This window comes from Roseovarius sp. MBR-79 (genome assembly GCF_053628555.1).
Genome location: NZ_JBRJGP010000004.1, coordinates 63,541 through 80,849, shown reverse-complemented (window position 1 = coordinate 80,849; position 17,309 = coordinate 63,541). Strand labels below are relative to the sequence as shown.

Sequence of the window (17,309 nt, the reverse complement as noted above, 5' to 3'; positions counted from 1 at the left end):
AGCGTAGGCCAAAGGCCACCCCGCCAAACAAAGTCATTGCCCGCGCGAATAGCACCGAAGGTGCCGCGCGGATCGCCGGGCCGCCCCCCGGCCTGGCGATTTTGAGGTGTTGCGCTCCGTCTTGGGGGCACACGGACTTGGCAGGGATAAAGTGGCAGCCACCGCCGTCGCCTCGCCAGACCGCGGCCCGTCGACCGCGCGGCTCCCTCTTCCGAGGACGGGCCCCAAGAGATCCCCGCCTTCGCGGGGATGACGTGGCGCGCGGGGATGTCGGGTCTGCCATGCCGTCGGGGGCAGTCGCAGCGGAGCACAGAATCCCGCGCCGCCGGACCGGGACAGGAAAACGCCCGGATGATCCTCTCATCCGGGCGTTCCTGTCCCGCGCCGGGCCCGTGTTACGACACGTCCTTGTAGCTGACCTCGCGCGCGTCGCCGCCGGTTTTCTCGCGCCGGACAAGCAACCGGTTCAGCGCGTGGACATAGGCCTTGGCCGAGGCCACCACGGTATCGGTATCCGCCGATTGCCCGGTGACGATGCGGCCCGCCTCCTCCATCCGCACCGAGACGGTCGCCTGTGCATCGGTGCCCTCGGTCACGGCATGGACCTGATAAAGCTGCAACCGCGCCTCATGCGGAAACAGCGCCTTGACCGCGTTGAACGTGGCATCGACCGGGCCGTCGCCGGTGGCCTCGGTCGAGACCTCGCGCCCGTCGATCTCCATCGTGAGGCTGGCCTGTTGCGGCCCCTCGGTGCCGCAGATCACGCGCAGATGCTTGATCTGCAAGCGGTCATTCCCGGTGTCCCCGCCGGCGGTGACAAGGGCCACGAGATCGTCGTCGTAGATTTCCTTCTTGCGGTCGGCAAGCTCCTTGAAGCGGACGAAGACATCGTTGAGCTGGTTGTCGGCCAGCTCATGGCCCAGATCCTTGAGCTTGGAGCGCAATGCGGCCCGGCCAGAATGCTTGCCCATGACGATATTGGTCTCGGTGAGACCGATATCCTCGGGGCGCATGATCTCGAAGGTCTCGGCATTCTTGAGCATCCCGTCCTGATGGATGCCGCTCTCGTGCGCAAAGGCGTTCTTGCCGACGATCGCCTTGTTGAACTGCACGGCAAAGCCCGACACGGCCGCCACCCGGCGCGAGATGTGCATGATCTTGCGGGTGTCGATCCCGGTCTCGTAGGGCATGATGTCGCCGCGCACCCTGAGCGCCATCACCACCTCTTCGAGGGCGGTGTTGCCCGCGCGTTCGCCAAGCCCGTTGATCGTGCATTCGATCTGGCGCGCACCGCCCGCGACGGCGGCAAGCGCGTTGGCCGTGGCCATGCCCAGATCGTTGTGGCAATGGGTGGCAAAGACCACCTCACCCGCGCCCGGGACGGTCTCGATCAGGCGGCGGATGAGCGAGGCGGATTCCTCGGGCGCGGTATAGCCCACGGTATCGGGGATATTGATCGTGGTCGCGCCCGCCCTGATCGCGATTTCGACCACGCGACAGAGGTAATCCCATTCGGTGCGGGTGGCATCCATCGGCGACCATTGCACGTTGTCGCAGAGGTTGCGCGCATGGGTCACCGTCTCGTGGATGCGCTCGGCCATCTGGTCCATGTCGAGATTGGGAATGGCGCGATGCAGCGGCGAGGTGCCTATAAAGGTATGGATACGCGGGCTTCTTGCGTGGCGCACCGCCTCCCAGCAGCGGTCGATATCCTTGAGGTTCGCGCGCGCGAGGCCGCAGATCGTGGCATTCTTCGCGTTCTTCGCGATCTCGCTCACGGCGCGGAAATCGCCCTCCGAGGCGATGGGAAAGCCCGCCTCGATGATATCGACGCCCATGTCGTCGAGAAGTTGCGCGATCTCGAGCTTTTCGTCATGGGTCATGGTCGCGCCGGGGCTTTGTTCGCCATCGCGCAACGTGGTGTCGAAAATCACCACGCGATCCTTCTTCGCCTTTGGCGAAACGCGATCCTTTGTCGGGTTGGTCATGTCGGTCTCTTTCGGTTGATCCTTGGGCCTCTTGGCGCGAAACGGCACATCCTCTGAGCGCTCGCGCCGGGCGGCACGCTCAGAGGCGGCTAAGGCCTAGGCACAGCGCGCGCGCCGCGCGGAGGGCGCGGGCAAGGCAAGCGGTATGTGCGGTCACGATCATGTCCAAGACTATAGGCACGGGCGCGCGGCTTGAAAACCCCGAAATTGGCGGCTTGAAGCGATGCCGCTTCCGGCTAGCTCTGCGCACATGGACAGGGCATTGATCATCGGCGCGTCGGGCGGCATCGGGCAGGCGGTCAGTATGGCCCTCAGAGCGCGGGGCGTCGCCGTTACGGGCCTGTCGCGCAGCGGCGACGGGTTGGATGTGACGGATGAGGTCTCGGTCGCGGCCACCTTGGGGCGACTTGAGGGGCCATTCGATCTGGTCCTCGTGGCGACCGGCGCGCTGGAAATCGGCGGTGCCGCACCGGAAAAGGCGCTGCGGCACGTGAGCGCGCAGGCGATGCTGGATCAATTCGCGCTCAATTGTGTGGGGCCGTCGCTGGTTCTCAAACACGTCGTGCGCCTCTTGCCGCGTGACCGCCGCGCAGTTTTTGCCGCGCTCTCGGCGCGCGTGGGCTCCATCGGGGATAACCGATTTGGCGGCTGGTATAGTTACCGGACGGCCAAGGCGGCGCTCAACCAGATGACTCACACCGGCGCGATCGAACTGGGGCGCAGCCATCGCGAGGCCATCTGCGTGGCGCTGCATCCGGGCACGGTCGAGACCGAATTCACCCGCAAGTATCTGGGGCGGCACCCGGCGGTGCCCGCGTCGGAAGCGGCGGAAAACCTTTTGCGCGTCATCGAAGGGTTGCGGCCCGAAGACAGCGGCGGGTTCTTTGATTGGCAGGGGAAAACCGTGCCATGGTGACGCGGCTTGTGCTGGTGCTTGGCGATCAGCTTAGCCTTGATCTCCCGGCGCTCCGTGCGGCGGACAAGGCGTTTGACGTGGTGGTCATGGCCGAGGTGAGGGACGAGGGCAGCTATGTGCCGCACCATCCCAAGAAAATCGCGCTGATCCTGTCGGCGATGCGTCATTTTGCGCAAGAGTTGCGCGCGAACGGCTGGAAGGTGGCTTATACCCGGCTTGATGATCCGGAGGCCACGCCGTCGATTGTCGGCGAGTTGATGCGGCGCGCGGGGGAATTCGGGGCCTCCGAGGTGATCGCCACGCAGCCCGGCGAATGGCGGCTGATTGCGGCGCTCGATGAGGCCCCCCTGACCGTGACGCAACTGCCGGATGACCGGTTCATCTGCGCGCTCGATGAGTTCGACCGCTGGGCCGAGGGGCGCAAGGAATTGCGGATGGAGTATTTCTATCGCGAGATGCGCCGCAAGACCGGGCTGATGATGGAGGGTGACAAACCCGCGGGCGGCAAGTGGAACTATGACCACGACAACCGCAAACCGGCGCAGGCCGACATGCTGCGTGCCACGCCGATGCGCTTTGAGCCCGACGCGATGACCCGCGACGTGCTCGATCTGGTCGAGACGCGCTTTGGCGGGCATTTCGGCGATCTGCGCCCGTTCTGGTTCGCCGTGACATCCGATGAGGCGTGGCGCGCCTTCGATCACTTCGCCACCCATCTGCTGCCGAACTTCGGCGATTATCAGGATGCGATGGTGAGCGGTGACCGGTTTGTGCATCACTCGGTCATTTCGATGTATCTCAATCTCGGCCTGCTCGACCCGTTGGACATCTGCGCCCGCGTGGAAGCGGCGTGGAAAGCGGGCCTCGTGCCGATCAACGCGGCAGAGGGCTATATCCGGCAGGTGATCGGCTGGCGCGAATACGTGCGCGGCATCTATTTCCGCGAGGGGCCAGACTATACGGCGCGCAATGCGCTTGGCCAAACCCGTGATCTGCCCGGCTTTTACTGGGGTGGCGAAACACGCATGACCTGCGTGGCCCAGGCCGTCGACCAGACCAAAGAAGAGGCCTATGCCCATCATATCCAGCGGCTGATGGTGACGGGCAATTTCGCCCTGCTTGCCGGGGTGGACCCGGCCAAGGTTCACGCATGGTATCTGGCGGTCTATGCCGATGCCTTTGAATGGGTCGAGGCCCCCAACGTGATCGGCATGAGCCAGTTTGCCGATGGCGGGATCATCGCCTCGAAACCCTATGTGTCTTCGGGCAATTACATCGCAAGGATGTCGGATTACTGCGCTGCCTGCGCCTATTCGGTGAAGGCCAAGACCGGCCCCGATGCCTGCCCCTTCAACCTGCTCTACTGGGATTTCCTGATCCGCCACCGCGACCGGTTCGGGCGCAATCCGCGCATGGGGCCAGTTTACCGCACATGGGACAGGATGGCCGCCGACCACCGGAATGCGGTGCTGCGTGATGCCGCGCACCTGCTGACGCGTCTTGAGGCGGGCGGGGTGGTGTGATCACTCGCTGCGGGTGATGTTGTCGCTCAGCACGCCGTCTTCCCAGGTGCCGCTCTCTTCCTGCCCCCCGGCATAGCGCATCGTGCCCTCGCCCTGCCGCTTGCCCGCAAGGAACATGCCCTCGTAGACATCGCCATTGGCATAGGTGGCCACGCCGCGACCGGAAATCTCGCCTTCGCGCCATTCACCGTCATAGGCGAAGCTCTCGTTCTCGGGCGTCTCCGGATTGTCGGGGATGGTGATGCGGCCCTGTCCGTGGCGTTGGCCATCGGCAAAGCCGCCTTCATAGACCGAGCCGTCGGGATAGGTCACGGTGCCTTGCCCGTGGCGTTGCCCGTTCTGCCACTGGCCTTCGTAGCGATAGCCGTCGGGATAGGTCATCACGCCGTGGCCGTGGTTGCGCGCCTCGCGGAATTCGCCCTCGTAGACCAGCCCACTGGGATAGGTTGCGCGGCCCGTCCCCTCGATCACGCCGCCGACCCACTCGCCCTCGTAGGTGGCGCCGTCGGGATAGGTGATCGAGCCCTGCCCGTTGGCCAGATCGTCGCGAAACTGCCCCTCGTAGACCGAGCCGTCGGGATAGCTGACGCGGCCCTGACCGGAAATCTTGCCGTTCTGCCATTCGCCTTCGTAGCGATAGCCGTCCGTGCCGGTAAAGACCCCCTGCCCATGGCGCAGGTCGTCGGCGAACTGTCCCTCGTAGACATCGCCATTGGCATAGGTGACGCGCCCCGCGCCCTGCCGCTTCCCGGCCACCAGATCGCCCTCGTAGACATCGCCATTGGGCTGGGTCAGCGTGCCGCGCCCGTCGATCTGGCCCTCTTTCCAGGTGCCTTCATACACAAGGCCGTCGGGCATGGTCAGCTTGCCTTCGCCCTCGCGTGCGCCGCGCAGCACCGCACCCTCGTAGATCGCGCCGTCGGGATAGGTGATCGTGGCATTGCCTTCCTTGACGCCATTGACCCAGTCGCCCTCGTAGCGATAGCCGCCCGGACTCTCCATCCGGCCCTTGCCGTGGTGCATGGCATTCAGAAACCCGCCCTCGTAGCGCACCCCATTGGCATAGATCGCGATGCCCGTGCCGGTGATCTCGCCCTCGGTCCAGTCCCCCTCATAGGTGCCGCCATCGGCGAACACGATCTTGCCGATCCCGTGCGGCTTGCCGCGCTCGAACTCGCCCTCATAGACCGAGCCGTTGGGAAAGCGCGCGACACCGCGCCCGCGGATCTCTCCCTCGACCCAGTCGCCGGTATATTCGTAGCCGTTGGGCAGGGTATAGGTGCCGGTGCCGTGTTGCAGCCCGTCCTTGAACGTGCCCTCGTAGATGCCGCCATCGTCATATTGCTTGGTCTGGACGTCACTGTTCTGCGCCTGGGCACCCGCACCCGCGCCCACGAGCAGCGCCGCCGCGAAAATCATCTGTCTCGGAAAACGTGTCATCTCTGCCCCGGTGCCCCTCGCCTGCCCGATCCTGTGGCGGGTCGCGCCAAATCTAGAGGAGCGGTCGCGATGTGACAACGGGTTTCGGGCAATTCGGCTTTCCCTTGCGCGGCGATCTGTTATCTCGATTGGCAGAAGCGGCAAGGGGGCGCGCATGGCAGACCGGTTTCGCCTGACACTGGCACAACTCAACCCCACGGTGGGCGATCTGGCGGGCAACGCGGCGCTGGCGCGGCAGGCCTGGGAGACGGGGCGCGCGGCGGGGGCCGATCTCGTGGCGCTGCCCGAGATGTTCGTCACCGGCTACAACCCGCAGGATCTGGTGCTGAAACCGGCCTTTCATCAGGCCGCCATCGCCACGATAGAGGCTCTTGCGCGCGACTGCGCCCATGGCCCCGCGCTCGCCATCGGCGGCCCGGCGCTCGAGGGCGTCGGGCTTTATAACGCCTATTACATCCTGCAAGGTGGGCGTGTGACGGCGCGCGTGCTCAAGCATCACCTGCCCAACGAGACGGTGTTCGACGAAAAGCGGCTTTATGCCAGTGGCCCGGTGACCGGGCCCTATGCGGTTGCGGGGGTGCGCATCGGCTCGCCCATCTGCGAGGACGCCTGGCACGCGGACGTGGCCGAGACCCTGGCCGAGACCGGGGCCGAAATCCTACTCGTGCCCAACGGCTCGCCGCATTACCGCGAGAAGATGGCCGTGCGGCAAAACCTGATGGTCGCCCGCGTGATCGAGACCGGCTTGCCACTCGTCTATCTCAATCTTCTCGGCGGGCAGGACGATCAGGTCTTCGACGGCGGCTCTTTCGTGCTCAACCCCGGCGGCGCGCTGGCGCTGCAACTGCCGATGTTCGAAGAGGCGGTGGCGCATGTGGATTTCGTGCGCGGGGCCGAGGGTTGGCGCGCCGATCCCGGCCCGCTTGCCCATCTGCCCGACGATCTCGAGCAGGATTATCACGCCATGGTTCTGGCCTTGCGCGACTACCTGCGCAAGGCAGGTTTTTCGAAGGTTTTGCTGGGCCTTTCGGGCGGGGTGGACAGCGCGATTGTCGCCACCATCGCGGTCGATGCGCTGGGCGCGGAGAATGTGCGCTGCGTGATGCTGCCCTCGGAATATACCTCGCGTGCCTCGCTGGAGGACGCGCAGGCGGTGGCCAAAAATCTCGGGTGTCGCTATGATTTCGTGCCGATTGCCGAGGGGCGCGCGGCAATCGCAACGATCCTCGCGCCGCTCTTCGAGGGGATGGAGGCGGACCTGACCGAGGAGAACATCCAGTCGCGCCTGCGCGGCCTGTTGCTCATGGCGCTCAGCAACAAGTTCGGCGAGATGCTGCTCACCACCGGCAACAAGTCCGAGGTGGCGGTGGGCTATGCCACGATCTACGGCGACATGGCAGGCGGCTATAACCCGATCAAGGATCTCTACAAGACACGCGTGTTTGACATCTGCCGCTGGCGCAACGCCCATCACCGCGCGTGGATGGCGGGGCCTGCCGGCGCGCTGATCCCGCCGCGCGTGATCGACAAGCCGCCGAGCGCCGAGTTGCGCGCCGATCAGAAGGACAGCGATTCGCTGCCCGATTACCCGGTTTTGGACGGCATCCTCGAGATCCTCGTCGATCAGGATGGCGCGATTGCCGATTGCGTCGCGGCGGGCCATGACGAGGCCGATGCCCGCCGCGTCGAGCACCTGCTTTATATCAGCGAATACAAGCGCTTTCAGTCCGCCCCGGGCACGCGCCTGACCGCGCGTGCGTTCTGGCTTGACCGGCGCTATCCGATCGTCAACCGTTGGCGCGACCGCTGAGGCGCGTCACTCGGCGGCGTGCGGGGCAGCCTCGTCGCGCAAACGCGCGATATAGGCCACCAGATCGGCCTTGCGCAAAGGCTTGGGCATGAACCCGTCCATGCCCGCCAGATGCGCCGCCTGCCGGTGCTGGTCGAGCACATTGGCCGTGACGGCAACGATATGCGCGGGCGGCCAGTCGTGCGCGCGCTCCTGCGTGCGGATGAGGCCCGCCGCCTGATAGCCGTCCATGCCGGGCATCGAGACATCCATCAGCACCAGCCGCGCGGGGGCCTCTGCATAGAGCGAAACGGCCTCCGCCCCGCTCGCCGCCATCCGCAGCACCGCCCCTGAGCCGCTGAAATACCGCTCGATCAGCAAGCGGTTGGTGGCGTTGTCATCAACCGCCAGAATGTCCAACCCGACTGCCCATTTGGTCGGCGCTGGCAGGACGGGCGGGGGCACCGGGGACGCCGTGCCCCGGGGTTCCCCCAGTAGCCGCCGCAACGCGTCAACAAGCGCGCCCTCGCGCAAGGGCTTGCGCAGCGCCGCGCCGCCCTTGGGCGCGCAGGCCGGTGCGCCGGTCATCAAGAGGCGCGGCACGTCGGGGCAAGACGCCAGCCGTCCGGCGGCCTCGTCAAGCATGATCAGGTCCGGGCAACCCGCCTCGGGCAGGGTCGCCGCGCTCTGCGTGGCGCGAACCTCGGCCCCCAGATGCGTGAGCAGCGTTTCAAGTCCGGCGCGGCGGTCGCTGAGCGGGTCGGCCAGCCAGATCACCGGCGCAGGCGCGCCCTGTGGCCTGAGCGGTAGCGCGGCCCGTCCCTCGTGCGCGCAGTCGGGCACAAGCGGCAGCGTGACGGTGAAACAGGTGCCGCGCCCCTCCTCCGAGGCAAGCGCGATCCGTCCCCCCATGAGCGTGACAAGCTGGCGGCTTACCGCAAGGCCGAGCCCGGTGCCACCAAAGGCGCGCGCGGCCCCGTTATCGGCCTGTTCGAAGGCGGCGAACACCCTGTGCTGCTGATCTGCGGGAATACCCATGCCGGTGTCGGTCACGCGGATGGTGATTTCTCCGGGCCCCGCGCGCGCGACCTCCATCGCCACATGACCGTCCAGCGTGAACTTGACCGCATTGCCGGCAATATTGACGAGGATCTGCCGCAGCCGCCCGGCATCGCCGATCATCACCTCGGGAAGATCGGGTGCGACATGACTGAAAAGTTCGATCCCCTTGCGCGCGGCGAGCGGCGCAAGCAACTGCGTGACATCCTCGACGATCTCGCACAGGCGGTATGGTTCCCGCGTGAGGTCAAGCTTGCCCGCCTCGATCCTGGAGAAATCCAGAATGTCGTTGATGAGCGTCAGAAGCGCATCGCCCGAGCGCACCATGGTGCGCACATAACCGTCCTGCTCGGGGCTCAGTGCGGTCTCTGACAGAAGATCGGCCATGCCGATGATGCCGTTCATCGGTGTCCTGATTTCGTGGCTCATCTTGGCGAGAAACTCGGATTTCGCCTCGTTGGCGGCGATGGCGGCGGCACGCGCGGCCTCGAGCCGTCCGATCAGTCGCCGCAGCGGGCGGCCCACGATGATGCGGAACGACAGCCAGTTGGCCAGCGTGGCGATCACGATGCCGCCTGCCAGCAGCAACAGCAGAAGATCGCGCTGGTAGCGTTTGACGGCGGCGATCTCGCGCTCGTCGAAGCGGGTGACAAGCTCGGTGATGGGCCAGGAATAGACCTCGTAGGGCAGGGCGAGCGCGCCCTCGGCCCCGGCACAGCCCAGCCCTGCGGGGACCACGGCCAGCGACAGGCCCGAGGCCGGATCGCGCAGCTCGACGCAGCGGATTGCCGGGTCGCCCAGAAGCGTCTGCATCAGGTCGCGCACATGCGGATTCTGCCAGTCCACGGCCCCGTCGGCCTGATCGCTGAAGCGTTCGAGCGCGCCGCCCAGCCGCGCGGTGGCGTTGCCGATGCGCATGGCCATTGCCTCTTCGCTGCGCAACAGGTTCTTGCCGCTCAGCCACCAGAGCCCCGTGCCCGCGAAAAGCAGGAAGGTGGGAATCATGACCGCCGCGAGCCGCAGATAGAGGCCAAGCGTCGGCGTGCGCGGATCGGTCGTGGCGCTCATGCCCATGTCTTCTGCGCCCTGCCTATTGCAGCCGTCGGGCGCGGCCGGCGTCCATCAGGGCCTGAAGTGGTGCACGATTGTCGATTTCCATGCGCACCACGCCAAATCGCCCGCCGCTTTGGACGAGGTAGTAATCGACCGGCACGTCGCGCCCCGTCGTATCGACCAGCGTGGCACACATCACGTAGACATCGCCCATGCGCAGGATGATTTCGTGATTCTCGGTCGGGTAATAGGTGCGCAGGTCCCCGGTTTCGAGATCCACATGGTGCAACGCCCCGTCGATCATGCTGCGCCCGAGAGTGCGCTGAAGCGTGGCCTGAAGCTGTGTGCGCAATTCGCTCAGCGTCTGCGCGGCGGCCGCGTGCGGCAGGGGCCACAGGCCGAGGACAAGGATCAGGAGGGTGGTCAGGCGTGTCATCGGCGTCGCGTTTCCCTTTTGGTCATGTGCCCTCGGGGACATCCAAGCCGAACGACCTTACCAAACCGTTTCTTTTCGCCGTCCAGCCGATCACATCCGCGTGATCGCACCGCGCCGGGCACGGAGTTGTGACTTGTCCGGTCCATGACTCCGCGCAGGATGAGCCGGGGAGGCGACATGCGGCAGGCGATCATCGGTGCGATTCTCTGTGTCCTCGGCGGCGGTGCGCTGGCCTGCGGGGCCGAGAGCGATTGCGTGCTCGGCGACCGGCATTACCGCATCGCGCTGCCCGAGGGGACGGCCACGACGGGGGCTGTGGTCTATGCCCATGGCTATCGCGGTTCGGCGGCGGGGGTGATGCGCAACGGTGCGCTGCGGCGCGCTCTCTCGGAACGGGGGCTGGCGCTCATCGCGTTGAAATCGCTCAGCGATGACTGGGTGATCCCGCATGTGCCGGGCCATCCCGAAGCCACCGGACAGGAGGAGACCGCCTATGTCGAGGCGGTGATCGCGGATGCGGCGCGTCGCTTTGACATCGACGAGCGGCGGCTGGTGGCTGCCGGGTTCTCGGCCGGTGCGATGATGGTCTGGACGCTGGCCTGCACCATGCCCGAGCGCTTTGCGGGCTTTGTCGCCATCTCGGGCACCTTCTGGCAGCGCGCGCCCGAGACCTGCGCAGCCCCGCCCGCGAGCGTGGTGCATCTCCACGGCACGAGTGATCCGACCGTGCCGATGGAAGGCCGCCCGATCCGCGAGACCTGGCAGGGCGATGTGCGCGATGTGCTCGATTTCTACGCCCGGTTCGGCGGATTCGCGGCAGCGGGCGAGACGCGGACGGGCGATCTCGCCTGCACTCAAAGGCGCAATCCCGAGGGCGCGATCCTCGATCTCTGCCTGCATCCCGGCGGACATGCGTTCCGCAACAATGACCTCCTCTTCGCCCTGAACCGGCTCGCGGCGGCGGGGCGGTTCTGAGCCTGCCTCTTGCCTCCGCCGCGCCTCCGGCATAGGCGAGGGCCATGTCCGCCCGCCTGTCATATCGCCAGCATCTGCGCGCCATTCTGGGGCTTGGCCTGCCGCTCATCGGCAGCCATGTGGCGCAGTTCGCCATCACGCTCACGGATGCGATCATGCTGGGCTGGTATTCGGTCGAGGCGCTGGCCGCCGAGGTGCTGGGCGGCACGCTCTTCTTCGTGCTCTTCATCATGGGATCGGGCTTTGCCTGGGCGGTGATGCCGATGGTGGCAAGCGCCGCGGCGGCAGGCGAGGGGGCGCAGGTCCGGCGGGTGACGCGGATGGGCCTCTGGGCCTCGGCGCTTTTTGGCCTGTTGACCCTGCCCGCGATGCTGGGGTCGCGCGCGGTCTTTGGCTGGCTGGGGCAGGAGCCCGCCACCTCGGCGCTGGCCGCCGATTATCTGGGCATCGCGGGCTGGGGCATCCTGCCCGCGCTCATGGTGATGGTGCTCAAATCCTACCTCGCCGCGCTGGAGCGCACGGGCGTGGTGCTCTGGGTGACGCTGGCGGCGGTCGCGCTCAATATCGTGATCAATTACGCGCTGATCTTCGGCAATTTCGGCCTGCCCGAGATGGGCGTGAAGGGCGCGGCGGTGGCTTCGCTTCTGGTCAACCTCGCCTCGATGGTGGTGCTGGCGATCTATGTCACCCGTGCCACGCCCGAACACGCGCTCTTTCAGCGGTTCTGGCGACCGGATCGTGAGGCGTTTGGCCGTGTCTTTCGCCTCGGCTGGCCCATCGGGTTGACCAATCTGGCCGAGGTGGGCCTTTTCGCCGCCTCTTCGGTGATGATGGGCTGGCTCGGCACCTTGCCGCTGGCCGCGCACGGTATCGGGCTTCAGGTCACATCGGTGATGTTCATGGTCCATGTGGGCCTCTCGAACGTGGCCACGGTGCGCGCGGGGCAGGCGCAGGGGCGCGGTGACGTGCAGGGCTTGCGTGACGGGGCAAAGGTGGTGCTGGCGGTCTCGGCCACGGTGGCGCTCTTTACGGTCATCATGTTCCTGACGATGCCGCAGGTGCTGATCGGCCTCTTTCTCGCGCCCGACGAGCCCGACCGCGCGGCGGTGATCGGCATCGGCGTGACGCTCCTGGCGGCGGCGGCGCTGTTTCAGCTGGTGGATGCGGCGCAGGTCATGGCGCTTGGCCTCTTGCGCGGGGTGCAGGACACGCGCGTGCCCATGGTCATCGCGGGGTTGAGCTATTGGGCCGTCGGCGTGCCGGTGAGCTATCTTTTGGGCTTTACCTTCGGCCTGGGCGGTCCCGGCATCTGGCTTGGCCTTGCCGCCGGGCTGGCGCTGGCGGGGGTGTTCATGCTGGTGCGCTTCTGGGGCTGGTCGGTGCCGCGTCTGGCGGCAGAGCGCCGTTAACCTACCCGCGCCGCTTCCAGCGCCGCGGGCAGCGCCCCGGCCAGAACCGCCAACGCCCGCTCAGGGCCACAGCTTATACGGATGCAGCGATCCTGCGGCGCGACAAACGGCATCCGCACGAACACACCCTGCGCCACCAGCGATCCCAGCACGCGGCGGGCGAAATCGCCGTCGCGCCCGCAATCGACCGTCACGAAATTGGTGGCTGATGGCAGGGCGGTCAGGTTGTTTTCCGCCGCGATCCGGGCGATCCCGGCCCGTGCGCGGACCACTTCGGCCTGCACATGCGCAAGCCACGCAGGATCATTGAGCGCGGCAAGCGCGCCCGCCTGCGCCATCCGGTTAATGCCGAAATGGTTGCGCACCTTGTCGAACGCCTTGATCAACCCCGCCTCGGCCACCGCATAGCCGATCCGCGCGCCCGCCATCCCGTAAGCCTTGGAAAAGGTGCGCATCCGGATCACGCGGGGATCGTCGGCGGCGATGTCGGGCGCGGTGCCCTCGGGGGCGAACTCGATATAGGCCTCGTCGAGGCACAGCACGCAGCCCTCGGGCAGGGTATCGAGCGCCGCGGAAATGGCCGCGCCCCGCACCCATGATCCCATCGGATTGTCGGGATTGGCGAAATAGATGAGCTTCGCGCCCACCTCATGCGCGCGGGCGATGAGCGCGGGCAGGTCCTCGGCGTCATTGGCATAGGGCACCCTGTCGAGCACGCCACCAAAGCCCGCGACATGGTAGTTGAAGGTCGGATAGGCCCCGTCCGAGGTTACCACCCGGTCGCCGGGGGCAACAAGCAGCCGCACCAGATTGCCCAATAGCCCGTCGATCCCCTCACCCACCAGCACGTTTCCAAGCGCCACGCCCAGATGCGCCGCCAGTGCCGCGCGCAGATCGTGGCTTGTCGGGTCGCCGTATTTCCAGACCTCCGCCGCCTCATGGCGCATCGCCTCCAGCGCGGCGGGCGAGGGGCCGAAGAGGTTCTCGTTGGCCCCCAGCCGCGCGGCAAAGGGTGCGCCGCGCGCGCGCTCCTGCTCCTCGGGGCCGACAAAGGGCACGGCGGCGGGCAGGCTCTGGATCAGCGGGGTGTATCGCGGATGGGTCATGGATGCAGAGATAACGGGATGCGGGGGTGTGCGGCAAGGGCCTGCCGCCACGTTCCTCTGGCCAGCGGGGCCTCGTGCGTGTTTCATCGCCGCAAAGGAGGACCGCTCATGCCCCGCGTCACCACCGAGATCAAGGGTCACATCGCCCATGTCACCCTCACCCGCCCCGACAAGCGCAACGCCGTCGATCCCGAGATGGCCGAGGCCATCGTCGCCGCCGGTCACGCGCTGATGGAGGCCGATATCCGCGCCGTTGTGCTTTCCGGTGAAGGGCACTCATTTTGCGCCGGTCTCGATGTGATGAGCTTCGCGGCCCTTGCCCGTGGCGACCCCGAGGCGCTCATTCTGCCGCGCACACATGGCACGACCAACCTCTTTCAGGAGGTGGCGATGGTCTGGCGCAAACTCCCCGTGCCGGTGATCGCGGCACTTCATGGGGCGGTCTATGGCGCGGGGTTCCAGCTTGCGCTCGGGGCCGATATCCGCCTCGCGGCACCGGATGCGCAACTGGCCATCATGGAAATGAAATGGGGGCTGATCCCCGATATGGGCGGCATGGCGCTTTTGCCGCGCCTTACTCGCTCGGACGTGATCCGGCACCTGACCTATACCGCCCGGCCCGTCCCCGCCGTGCAGGCCGCGGACTGGGGCCTTGTCAGCGAGGTGGCCGAGGACCCGCTCGCCGCCGCGTGCGACCTGGCCGCAGAGGTCGCCACCCGCAGCCCCTCGGCCATCCGCGCCGCCAAGCGTCTGATTTCAATGGCAGAAAGTGGAGCGGACGAGGCCACGATCCTCATGGAAGAGAGCCGTGAACAGGCGGCCCTTGTCGGCCAGCCCGACCAGATGGAACAGATCTCCGCCAACATGGCCAAGCGCGCGCCGGTCTTCGGCAGGAAGGGTTAGAGGTTTCGGCCGGGCATGGGGTGCCTTTTCACGGCAGGGTGTCGGGTCCTGTGCCGGCCGGTTTCATCGCAGCGGTCGGATGACGGCACGGGGGCGTTTGCGGCGAATTTCAGCTTGTCAGCGTGCCGTTCGCACAAGGCTCCGCACAGCTAGCGCTCTGCGCCACCTGATTTCACGGGGAAAGATGGTGAGCCGTGCAGGATTCGAACCTGCGACCCACTGATTAAAAGTCAGTTGCTCTACCAACTGAGCTAACGGCCCATCTCAAGTACCGGACCGCCCGAAAGCCGACCCAGCGTCCCGTCTTAAACTGTTTCATCCCGAAGGAACAACCAGTTATGTCGTCCCGGACCGTTTTTTAACGTCAGTTGGTCTGACAACTGCGTTAGCGGTCCATTAGGGGCGGTATCTAGAAAGGCGGGCGGGAAGGGTCAACCCCGAAAACGCGGCTTCTGTCGCGGGCGCTGGAATTCCGTTCCGCGCGGGCGTATATGCGCGAGCAATGGACACGCGCGCGGATACCGGTTTGCCCTTCATGAAGATGCACGGGCTGGGCAATGACTTTGTTGTCATTGACGGGCGGGAGCGTGCGCCGACACTCTCGGTTGCGCTCATCCGTGCCATTGCCGACCGGCATTGCGGGCTAGGCTTCGACCAGCTTGCGGTGATCGACGGGGCCGAGGGGGCCGATGCGCATCTGACCTTTTACAATGCCGATGGCTCCGAATCGGCGGCTTGCGGCAATGCCACGCGCTGCATCGCGCGGCACCTGATGGACGAGACGGGCAAATCCGCGCTGCGGCTCACGACCGCGCGCGGGATGCTCGCGGCGGTCGATGCCGGCGGCGGCCGCACCTCGGTCAACATGGGTCAGCCTCAACTTGACTGGCGGGATATTCCGCTTGCCCGAGAGATGGACAGCCTGCATCTGCCGATCGAGGGCGATCCCGTGGGCACCGGCATGGGCAACCCGCATTGCACGTTTTTCGTCGAGGATGCCGGGGCGGTGGCGCTCGACGACATCGGCCCGCGCATCGAGCATCACCCGCTTTTCCCCGCGCGCACCAATGTGCAGGTGGCGAGCCTGATTGCGCCCGATCATCTGCGGATGCGCGTCTGGGAGCGGGGCGTGGGCGTGACACTCGCCTCCGGCTCTTCCTCCTGTGCCACGGCGGTGGCGGCTGCGCGGCGCGGGCTCACGGGGCGGCGGGTGCGGATCACGCTCGATGGCGGCACGCTGGAGATCGACTGGCGCGCGGATGGCGTCTGGATGACCGGCGAGACGGCGCATGTGGCCAGCGGCGTGCTGACGCCCGATTTCCTCAGGGCCAACGCATGAACGCGCCGAAATTCACAACGCTTGGCTGTCGTCTCAACGCCTATGAGACCGAGGCGATGAAGGAACTGGCCGCGCAGGCCGGCCTGTCGGGCGCGGTCGTCGTCAACACCTGCGCCGTCACATCCGAGGCGGTGCGCAAGGCACGGCAGGAGATCCGGCGCTTGCGCCGCGAGAACCCCGGTGCCCGCCTGATCGTGACCGGTTGCGCGGCCCAGACAGAGCCCGAGACCTTCGCCGCCATGGCAGAGGTCGATGCCGTCATCGGCAATACCGAGAAGATGCAGGCCGATACCTGGGGCCGTCTCGCTGCCGATTTCATCGGGGATACCGAGCGCGTGCAGGTCGATGACATCATGTCCGTGACCGAGACGGCGGGGCATCTGATCGACGGTTTCGGCACACGCTCCCGCGCCTATGTTCAGGTGCAGAACGGTTGCGATCACCGCTGCACCTTCTGCATCATTCCCTATGGCCGTGGCAATTCGCGCAGCGTTCCGGCGGGCGTCGTGGTCGATCAGATCAAGCGGTTGGTCGGGGCGGGCTATCACGAGGTGGTGCTGACCGGCGTGGACCTGACAAGCTGGGGGGCGGATCTGCCCGCACAGCCGAAACTCGGCGATCTGGTGATGCGCATCCTGCGGCTGGTGCCGGATTTGCCGCGCCTGCGCATTTCCTCCATCGATTCCATCGAGGTCGATGAGAACCTGATGCAGGCCATTGCCACCGAGCCTCGCCTCATGCCGCATCTGCATCTGAGCCTGCAACATGGCGATAACCTGATTCTCAAGCGGATGAAGCGGCGGCATTTGCGGGATGATGCCATTCGCTTTGCCGAAGATGCCCGCCGTCTGCGCCCCGACATGACATTCGGCGCCGATATCATCGCCGGTTTCCCGACCGAGACGGAGGCGCATTTTGCCAATTCGCTGCGACTGGTGGAGGAGTGCCACCTGACCTGGCTGCATGTCTTTCCCTATTCGCCCCGCCCCGGCACCCCCGCCGCGAAGATGCCGCAGGTTCCCGGTGCCGCGATCAAGGCGCGCGCCGCGCGGCTGCGCGAGGCCGGTGTCGCGCGGGTCGCGGCGCATCTGGCCGCACAGCAGGGCCGCGCGCACCGGGTGCTGATGGAAAGCCCCCGGATGGGCCGCACGGAGCAATTCACCGAAGTGCTTTTCGACAGCGACCGCCCCGAGGGCGCGATTGTGCCCGCCACGATCACCGGGCACACTGAAACGCAACTTCTGGCAGGCTGAGCGCTGCATCTCACGCGGAGCGCGACGGGCTGCGCCCGGACCGCGCGGCGCTGGCCGCCCTGATGCGCGACCCGTCCGCCCCCTGAGCGGCCGGGCACAAGCGCGGGATCGTTTGCAAGG

General features: G+C 66.5%; 13 protein-coding genes and 1 tRNA gene. 8 read left to right on the top strand and 6 right to left on the bottom strand.

The window, feature by feature from the left end:
* Positions 1 to 395 precede the first annotated feature (395 nt).
* On the bottom strand, positions 396 to 1,988 hold the full coding sequence (locus ACSSV8_RS05230; protein ID WP_454281741.1) for a 2-isopropylmalate synthase: 1,593 nt from the start codon (positions 1,986 to 1,988) through the stop codon (positions 396 to 398).
* 250 nt (positions 1,989 to 2,238) lie between these two features.
* Between ACSSV8_RS05230 and ACSSV8_RS05225 the strand changes: the two genes are divergently transcribed.
* Entirely contained in the window at positions 2,239 to 2,904 is a 666-nt protein-coding gene (locus tag ACSSV8_RS05225) for an SDR family NAD(P)-dependent oxidoreductase (protein WP_354539964.1), read from the top strand.
* Complete coding sequence (locus ACSSV8_RS05220) at positions 2,898 to 4,427, top strand: cryptochrome/photolyase family protein (RefSeq protein WP_454281740.1); 1,530 nt, start codon at positions 2,898 to 2,900, stop codon at positions 4,425 to 4,427. The genes ACSSV8_RS05225 and ACSSV8_RS05220 overlap by 7 nt, the downstream gene beginning before the upstream one ends.
* Here ACSSV8_RS05220 and ACSSV8_RS05215 read toward each other — a convergent pair whose 3' ends face one another.
* Positions 4,428 to 5,867: a 2-isopropylmalate synthase gene (locus ACSSV8_RS05215; protein ID WP_454281739.1), complete on the bottom strand. Its 1,440-nt coding sequence runs from the start codon at positions 5,865 to 5,867 to the stop codon at positions 4,428 to 4,430.
* 154 nt (positions 5,868 to 6,021) lie between these two features.
* Here ACSSV8_RS05215 and ACSSV8_RS05210 point away from each other — a divergent pair, with 154 nt between their 5' ends.
* A complete protein-coding gene (locus tag ACSSV8_RS05210; RefSeq protein ID WP_454281738.1) occupies positions 6,022 to 7,677 on the top strand; it encodes an NAD+ synthase in 1,656 nt (551 codons plus the stop codon).
* 6 nt (positions 7,678 to 7,683) lie between these two features.
* Here the strand turns inward: ACSSV8_RS05210 and ACSSV8_RS05205 are convergent, their stop codons facing one another.
* Both ACSSV8_RS05205 and ACSSV8_RS05200 read right to left on the bottom strand, forming a co-directional pair.
* Positions 7,684 to 9,783, bottom strand: coding sequence for an ATP-binding protein (locus ACSSV8_RS05205; protein ID WP_454281737.1), 2,100 nt, complete (start codon positions 9,781 to 9,783; stop codon positions 7,684 to 7,686).
* 22 nt (positions 9,784 to 9,805) lie between these two features.
* Positions 9,806 to 10,204, bottom strand: a complete 399-nt coding sequence (locus tag ACSSV8_RS05200) for a hypothetical protein (RefSeq protein ID WP_354539959.1) — start codon at positions 10,202 to 10,204, stop codon at positions 9,806 to 9,808.
* 177 nt (positions 10,205 to 10,381) lie between these two features.
* Here ACSSV8_RS05200 and ACSSV8_RS05195 point away from each other — a divergent pair, with 177 nt between their 5' ends.
* Complete coding sequence (locus tag ACSSV8_RS05195) at positions 10,382 to 11,179, top strand: alpha/beta hydrolase family esterase (protein WP_454281736.1); 798 nt, start codon at positions 10,382 to 10,384, stop codon at positions 11,177 to 11,179.
* Between the two features lie 44 nt (positions 11,180 to 11,223).
* The gene (locus ACSSV8_RS05190; RefSeq protein ID WP_454281735.1) at positions 11,224 to 12,588 is read left to right on the top strand and encodes an MATE family efflux transporter; all 1,365 of its coding nucleotides are present in this window, start codon (positions 11,224 to 11,226) and stop codon (positions 12,586 to 12,588) included.
* Here ACSSV8_RS05190 and ACSSV8_RS05185 read toward each other — a convergent pair.
* The gene (locus ACSSV8_RS05185) at positions 12,585 to 13,694 is read right to left on the bottom strand and encodes a pyridoxal phosphate-dependent aminotransferase (RefSeq protein ID WP_454281734.1); all 1,110 of its coding nucleotides are present in this window, start codon (positions 13,692 to 13,694) and stop codon (positions 12,585 to 12,587) included. The genes ACSSV8_RS05190 and ACSSV8_RS05185 overlap by 4 nt on opposite strands.
* A 108-nt stretch (positions 13,695 to 13,802) precedes the next feature.
* On the opposite strand from ACSSV8_RS05185, the gene ACSSV8_RS05180 reads away from it, so the two are divergent.
* Positions 13,803 to 14,597 carry a crotonase/enoyl-CoA hydratase family protein gene (locus ACSSV8_RS05180; RefSeq protein WP_454281733.1) on the top strand — a complete coding sequence of 265 codons (795 nt, stop codon included), beginning with the start codon at positions 13,803 to 13,805 and terminating at the stop codon, positions 14,595 to 14,597.
* Between the two features lie 185 nt (positions 14,598 to 14,782).
* Here the strand turns inward: ACSSV8_RS05180 and ACSSV8_RS05175 are convergent.
* Positions 14,783 to 14,858: transfer RNA gene (locus tag ACSSV8_RS05175), tRNA-Lys, on the bottom strand.
* Positions 14,859 to 15,099: 241 nt separating this feature from the next.
* Between ACSSV8_RS05175 and dapF the strand changes: the two genes are divergently transcribed.
* Positions 15,100 to 15,936, top strand: a complete 837-nt coding sequence (gene dapF / locus ACSSV8_RS05170; protein ID WP_454281732.1) for a diaminopimelate epimerase — start codon at positions 15,100 to 15,102, stop codon at positions 15,934 to 15,936.
* Positions 15,933 to 17,189, top strand: a complete 1,257-nt coding sequence (mtaB, locus tag ACSSV8_RS05165; protein WP_454281731.1) for a tRNA (N(6)-L-threonylcarbamoyladenosine(37)-C(2))-methylthiotransferase MtaB — start codon at positions 15,933 to 15,935, stop codon at positions 17,187 to 17,189. The genes dapF and mtaB overlap by 4 nt, the downstream gene beginning before the upstream one ends.
* The last annotated feature ends 120 nt before the right edge of the window (positions 17,190 to 17,309 follow it).